The organism is Rhodococcus sp. CX (assembly GCF_015865005.1).
Classification (GTDB): domain Bacteria; phylum Actinomycetota; class Actinomycetes; order Mycobacteriales; family Mycobacteriaceae; genus Rhodococcus.
This window is the reverse complement of record NZ_JADZGH010000105.1, coordinates 9,760-15,860: the sequence shown is the minus strand read 5'-3', so window position 1 is coordinate 15,860 and position 6,101 is coordinate 9,760. Positions and strand designations below refer to the sequence as shown.

The 6,101-nt window shown below is 68.1% G+C and carries 7 protein-coding genes; 6 read left to right on the top strand and 1 reads right to left on the bottom strand.

The window, feature by feature from the left end; genetic code table 11:
• The first annotated feature begins 122 nt into the window (after positions 1-122).
• Entirely contained in the window at positions 123-1,202 is a 1,080-nt protein-coding gene (prfA, locus tag I0Q12_RS11525; RefSeq protein ID WP_197252044.1) for a peptide chain release factor 1, read from the top strand.
• Positions 1,203-1,256: 54 nt separating this feature from the next.
• On the opposite strand, the gene I0Q12_RS11520 is transcribed toward prfA, so the two are convergent.
• Positions 1,257-1,703, bottom strand: a complete 447-nt coding sequence (locus tag I0Q12_RS11520; RefSeq protein WP_197252043.1) for a hypothetical protein — start codon at positions 1,701-1,703, stop codon at positions 1,257-1,259.
• 204 nt (positions 1,704-1,907) lie between these two features.
• Here I0Q12_RS11520 and prmC point away from each other — a divergent pair, with 204 nt between their 5' ends.
• The 5 genes from prmC to I0Q12_RS11495 form a co-directional block, all read left to right on the top strand.
• Positions 1,908-2,834 (top strand): peptide chain release factor N(5)-glutamine methyltransferase, encoded by a 927-nt coding sequence (gene prmC, locus I0Q12_RS11515; RefSeq protein WP_197252042.1) that lies wholly within the window; start codon positions 1,908-1,910, stop codon positions 2,832-2,834.
• A gap of 49 nt (positions 2,835-2,883) precedes the next feature.
• A complete protein-coding gene (locus I0Q12_RS11510; RefSeq protein WP_197252041.1) occupies positions 2,884-3,546 on the top strand; it encodes an L-threonylcarbamoyladenylate synthase in 663 nt (220 codons plus the stop codon).
• Positions 3,547-3,565: 19 nt separating this feature from the next.
• Entirely contained in the window at positions 3,566-4,792 is a 1,227-nt protein-coding gene (locus tag I0Q12_RS11505; protein ID WP_307846184.1) for an MraY family glycosyltransferase, read from the top strand.
• A 71-nt stretch (positions 4,793-4,863) separates the two neighbouring features.
• Positions 4,864-5,277, top strand: coding sequence for a hypothetical protein (locus I0Q12_RS11500; protein WP_197252047.1), 414 nt, complete (start codon positions 4,864-4,866; stop codon positions 5,275-5,277).
• A gap of 256 nt (positions 5,278-5,533) precedes the next feature.
• The coding region (locus I0Q12_RS11495; RefSeq protein ID WP_231610461.1) for a F0F1 ATP synthase subunit A at positions 5,534-6,101 on the top strand (568 nt) is incomplete at its 3' end.

The following is a 6,101-nucleotide window of genomic DNA, read 5'->3' as shown; positions in this document are numbered from 1 at the left end:
AGCAGCCCTGCCGACGCCCGGTTCTGTCATCGTCACAGACCGGGCGTCGGTGTTTTCACAGGCTTTTCCCGTTCGCGTACACCGATACGCGAAGAGCACGACAGACAGAGTGGAGCGAACCCATGGCGGGGCAGACCAAGCCGTCGGCCGTCGACGACATCCTGGCCGAACACGCGGGTCTGGAACAGCAGTTGTCCGATCCGGCACTGCACAACGACCCGGCGGCGGCGCGCCGCGTCGGCAAGCGTTTTGCCGAGCTCGCCCCGGTCATGGCGACCTACACGAAGCTGAAGACCGCCCGCGAGGATCTCGAGGCGGCCCGTGAGCTGGCGTCGGACGATTCCGCGTTCGCCGCGGAGGTCCCCGGACTCGAAGAGACCGTCGCCGAACTCGAGAAGACGCTCACCGACCTGCTCGCTCCGCGGGACCCGCACGACGGCGACGACGTCGTCCTCGAGGTGAAGTCGGGGGAGGGCGGCGAAGAATCCGCTCTGTTCGCGGCGGATCTGGCCCGCATGTACACCCGGTACGCCGAGCGTGCCGGCTGGCGTGTCGAGGTCCTCGGCGCCACCTACTCCGATCTCGGTGGCTACAAGGACGCGACGCTGTCGATCAAGTCGAAGACCGACGTGCGCGACGGCGTGTGGTCACGCCTGAAGTTCGAAGGTGGCGTGCACCGCGTGCAGCGCGTGCCGGTCACCGAATCGCAGGGCCGGGTCCACACGTCCGCCGCGGGCGTGTTCATCTACCCCGAGCCGGACGAGGTCGAGGAAGTGCAGATCGACGAGAACGATCTGCGTATCGACGTGTATCGCTCGTCGGGCAAGGGCGGCCAGGGTGTCAACACCACCGACTCGGCCGTGCGCATCACCCACCTGCCCACCGGAATCGTCGTGACCTGCCAGAACGAGCGCTCGCAGCTGCAGAACAAGGCTCGCGCCATGCAGGTTCTCGCGGCCCGCCTCCAAGCCGCCGCCGAAGAGGCCGCCGAGGCCGAGGCGTCCGCGGACCGGGCCAGCCAGGTCCGTACCGTCGACCGGTCCGAGCGCATCCGCACCTACAACTTCCCCGAGAACCGCATCACCGATCACCGGATCGGGTTCAAGGCGCACAACCTCGACGCCGTGCTCGACGGCGACCTCGACGCTCTGCTGGACGCGCTGGGGCAGGCCGACCGCGAAGCCCGGCTCGCCGCGGAATAACGGTCGAAGCCGGGCCCGGATCGTCGTCTGCGGTGAGGCCGGATCGGCCACGGCCTATTCGGTTGCGGGACGAGGCGTGGCAGGAACGTCGCTGAGGTCGAAGCCCGGAAGCAGGAAGCAGGACTCGCCGTCGGCATTCTCGTGGGTGCCCCACACGGCGCTCACCACGAGGCCTTCTCCCGTCTCGACGACGACGGCGGGTTCCTCCTCGTCCACCGGCCCTGGGAACGCGTCTGTGCCCTGCTGCAGCGTCGACAAGTTGAGCCAGGCGACCTGGCCACCACCGCTGCCGTCCTGCTCGATCTCGTACTCGATCTCGTCGGTCGCGACATCCTCTTCGTCGACGACCGTCTCGGTGTCCACCGGCCCGATTCCCGCGGGGCATCCGATCGGGATCGGCTGGACATCGATGGGCACGGCACCCGAGAGTGCGGGTGCCGCGAGCGCGGCGGCGCCGGTAGCAGCGAGAATCGTCAATCCGCGAACAGTCCGTGTCTTCATGAGAAACCCTTTCCGTCGACAGAACCGACCCGAAGGTATCGGTCACTGTTCTGTTTCCCGCCCGACACGTTCTTCAATCCGCCGCCGACCGGCCTGCTGCTACCCCTGCCCGGCGGGTCCGAGGGTCGACCCGGAACGGTTACGGGCGTGCCGACCCCGACCTGTCCGTTCTCCGATCGTGACCGGCATGGCAGTCTGTACGCCGTGAATCGTCAACCTCTGCGCCTGGCCATCATCGAGGCGGTGTCGGTGCTCGAGGAAGCGGGTGTGCCGAGCCCCCGCGCGGACGCCGAACTGCTCGCCGCGCACCTGCTCGGAATCGAACGGACCAGGCTGGGCCTGGTGCCGTTGGTCGATGCTGCGATGGTCGATGCCTACCGGGCGATGATCGCCCAGCGCGCCAAGCGAATCCCGCTGCAATACATCACCGGGACCTCGGCGATGGGGGAGATCGACCTCGCCGTGGGACCCGGAGTGTTCGTGCCGCGTCCCGAGACGGAACTGCTGCTCGGCTGGGCACTGGCGTTCCTCGAGAGCTACCCGCGACGGTCCCCGGTCGTGCTCGACCTGTGTACCGGTTCCGGTGCGCTGGCACTGGCGATCGCGCACGCCCGGCCGGACGCGGTCGTCCACGCGGTCGAGCTCGAGCCGAAGGCGCTCGCGTGGGCCCGGCGGAACGCCGAGTACCGGGCGTCGCAGGGCGACACCCCGATCGTGTTGCACCAGGGTGACGTCACCGACCGCGAGCTGCTCACCGAACTCGAAGGCGGCGTCGACTTGATCGTCGCGAACCCGCCCTACATCCCCGAAGGCGCCGAACTCGAGCCCGAGGTCATCGACCACGACCCCCATTCCGCGCTCTTCGGTGGCCCCGACGGGTTGTCGGTCATCAAGCCGATGGTCTCCAACATCGCGCGCTGGCTGCGTATCGGAGGAGCCGTCGCCGTCGAACACGACGACACCAACGGCGCGCAGACCGCAGAGCTGTTCGCCCAGCGCCGGGTGTTCGGCGAGGTCGCCGAACACCCCGATCTGGCGGGCCGGCCGCGATTCGTCGTCGCGATGCGGGTGCCCACGGACGTCGAGGCGCAACGCGCCCGTGCAGCCAAGGGAACCGGAGCGGACGCGTGACGGAACAGGGTGACGTCGGGCACGCAATCGCGGATGGAAGGATGGTCGCGTGAGCACCGTCTACGACTGCAGTAAGCCGGATTCCCGATCAGCAGGCATCAACGCGGCACGTGGTGCCCTGAAGGCGGGCAGGCTCGTCGTGGTGCCGACCGACACCGTCTACGGAATCGCCGCCGACGCCTTCGACGGCGACGCGGTGGCGAGTCTGCTGCGCGCGAAAGGTCGCGGGAGGGACATGCCGGTCCCGGTGCTCGTCGGCTCGTGGAACACCATCGACGGCCTGGTCAGCACGGTCCGTCCCGAGGCCCGGGAACTCATCCGGGCGTTCTGGCCGGGCGGGCTCAGCCTCGTGGTGCCCCAGGCGCCGTCACTCGCCTGGGATCTCGGAAACACCCGCGGCACGGTGATGCTGCGGATGCCGCTGCACCCGGTGATCCTCGAACTGCTGCGCGATGTCGGCCCGCTCGCCGTCTCGAGCGCGAACGTCTCCGGGCAGCCGCCGGCCGCGGTCGTCGAGGACGCCCGCCGGCAGCTCGGCGCCTCGGTGAGCGTCTACCTCGACGGCGGACCGTCGGAGCACGCGGTCGCCTCGACCATCGTCGACATGACCTCGGACCGTCCGCGCATCCTCCGCGAGGGCGCCGTGCCGATCGAGGACATCGCGGAGGTGCTGGGCGAGGACCCGGCCCGTCTGCGCCCCGGCGGGGAGTGACGGGCAGGGACCTGCGTAGGTGACTTCCGTCGACACTGCCCTGGTGCTGGCCCAGTCGGGCCGCGGCGCCGGTGTGCCTCTCCGCGAACTGCTGCTGGTGCTGCTCACCGCCGCTGTCGTGACGTTCCTCGCGACCGGGCTCGTCCGGATCGCCGCGATCCGGTTCGGTGCCGTCGCGGCACCCCGCGAACGCGACGTACACGTGATTCCGACGCCCCGGCTCGGTGGCGTCGGCATGTATCTCGGGCTCGTCGCCGGTTTGGTCTTCGCGCAGCAATTGCCCGCGCTGACACGGGGATTCGAATACACATCCGACATGAGCGCGGCGCTCGTGGCAGGGTCGATCATCGTCGTCGTCGGCATCATCGACGACCGCTGGGGTCTCGACGCGCTGACGAAGTTCGTCGGCCAGGTCACGGCCGCGGGGGTGCTCGCGGTGATGGGGGTGAGCTGGATCGTCATCTTCGATCCGTTCAGCGGCAACACCCTCGTCCTCGACCAGCTGCAGGGCGGTCTGATCACGGTCGCGGTCGCGGCGGTGATGATCAACGCGATGAACTTCGTCGACGGTCTCGACGGTCTCGCCGCAGGTATCGGGCTCATCGCTGCCGTCGCGATCTGCCTGTTCTCCGTGGGACTGTTGCACGACCAGGGCGGCGACGTCAGCGCCTACCCGCCGGCACTGATCGCCGCGGCCCTGGCCGGTGCGTGCCTGGGCTTCCTGCCGCACAACTTCCAGCCGGCCCGGATCTTCATGGGCGACTCGGGATCGATGCTCATCGGACTCATGCTCGCCGCGGTGTCCACGAGCGCTTCCGGCAGGATCCCGCTGGCCGCGTACGGCACCCGCGACCTGCTCGGTCTGCTGTCGCCGCTGCTCCTGGTCGGCGCCGTCATGTTCATCCCGATCCTGGACCTGCTGCTCGCCATCGTGCGGCGCACCCGGGCGGGTGTCAGCCCGTTCAGCCCGGACAAGATGCACCTGCACCACCGTCTGCTGCAGATCGGTCACTCGCATCGGCGCGTCGTGCTGCTCATCTACCTGTGGGTCGGCGTTCTCGCGTTCGGCGCGGTCGGATCCGCCCTCATCGATCGCCGCGCGGTGGTGCTGCTGACCGCGGCGGGATTGGTGTTCGCGCTCGTCGTCACCGCGGTGCCGGCGCTGCGTCACAGTGACGCCGAGTCCCGCGGTGACGGTCCCGATCCGGTGCACGGGGCCGGGGGAGGCGACGGCGAGGTCGGTTAGGCTTGATACCCGTGACCTCTTCCGATCAGCCTGCTCAGCCACTTCCCGCCCTGCCCGATCCGTCGGCGCCGATGCGCGCGGCCGTCCGGTACGGCGCGCTCGGGTTGGTCGCCCTGACGGTGGTGTCCGCCGTGATCTCCGTGCTCGTCGCGGGAATGCCGGGCCTGTGGGGTGCCTTGATCGGCGCGGCCGTCGGCGGCGGGTTCATCCTGTTCACGGCGCTCGGGGTGCTGCTCACCTCGCGCCTGCCCGCGACGACCGCCGGGGCGGTGCTGCTGGGCACGTGGCTGCTCAAGCTGATCCTGGCGATCGTGGTGATGGCCCTGCTCAAGCCCCTGGACTTCTACAGCAAGGGTGCGCTGGTCCTGACGATCGTGTTCGCTCTGGTGATCGTGCTGGGCGCGGAAACGTACGGCGTGGTGTCGCAGCGGGCGCTGTACGTTGTGCCCGATTCGGGTAATGCGGGGAACGACGAACGGGAGTAGTCGCCCTTGTCAATTCCCTACAGCGTCTGTACCCCCCTACGCGTTGTCGTAGATGTGTTGCTAGGGTAATGCCAAGCGAGTTGCGACCAGCCGGTAGTCCTGAGGGGCCGTCGCGGTTGTATCTTTGCAGGCGGTCGTGTTCAAATGGCCGCCGAGTCGACGAGAGTCGCCGACACCGACAGACGCGGGGCCGATCAGATAGCCCACAGCAGCTGGCGAATACGCGAGCCGACCTTGTCGACTTGTTGGATCGTCAATGTCCGATCGAACCGCAGACGGCAATGCCTGCGGCCGACTACGGGAGAGAGCGCTGAGCGTCACCACCTTGGCAGCCGGAGAATTCCACGCGCCGTCACTAGCCGATTTCTTTCCACCAGCAGTCCTGTTCGAGGGCACCCCCTTCGAAATGGACCGGCTGATGCTCATCCGCGTCGTCGTCGCCGTCCTCGTTGCGGCGTTCTTCGCGTTCGCTCTGCGCAGCCCGAAGATCGTTCCGCGCGGCGTGCAGAACGTCGCCGAGATCATGATCGACTTCGTTCGGATCAACATCGCCGAGGACATCCTCGGCAAGGAACAGGGCCGTCGCTTCCTGCCGGTTCTCGTGACGATCTTCTTCCTCGTCGCCGGACTGAACCTGACGTCGATCATTCCGTTCCTGAACATCTCGTCGAACGCCCGCATCGGCATGCCGCTCGTGCTCGCCGCTCTCGCGTACGTCGTCTTCAACTACGTGGGCATCAAGAAGTACGGCTTCTTCCGCTACGTCAAGAGCAGCATCGTCATCCCGAACCTGCCGCCCGCGCTCCACGTGCTCGTCATCCCGA

Coding starts and splice junctions, on each gene's coding strand:
- prfA (WP_197252044.1), top strand. CDS start 123: ATGGCGGGGCAGACCAAGCCGTCGGCCGTCGACGACATCCTGGCCGAA.
- I0Q12_RS11520 (WP_197252043.1), bottom strand. CDS start 1,703: ATGAAGACACGGACTGTTCGCGGATTGACGATTCTCGCTGCTACCGGC.
- I0Q12_RS11500 (WP_197252047.1), top strand. CDS start 4,864: ATGCGCGCGGCCGTCCGGTACGGCGCGCTCGGGTTGGTCGCCCTGACG.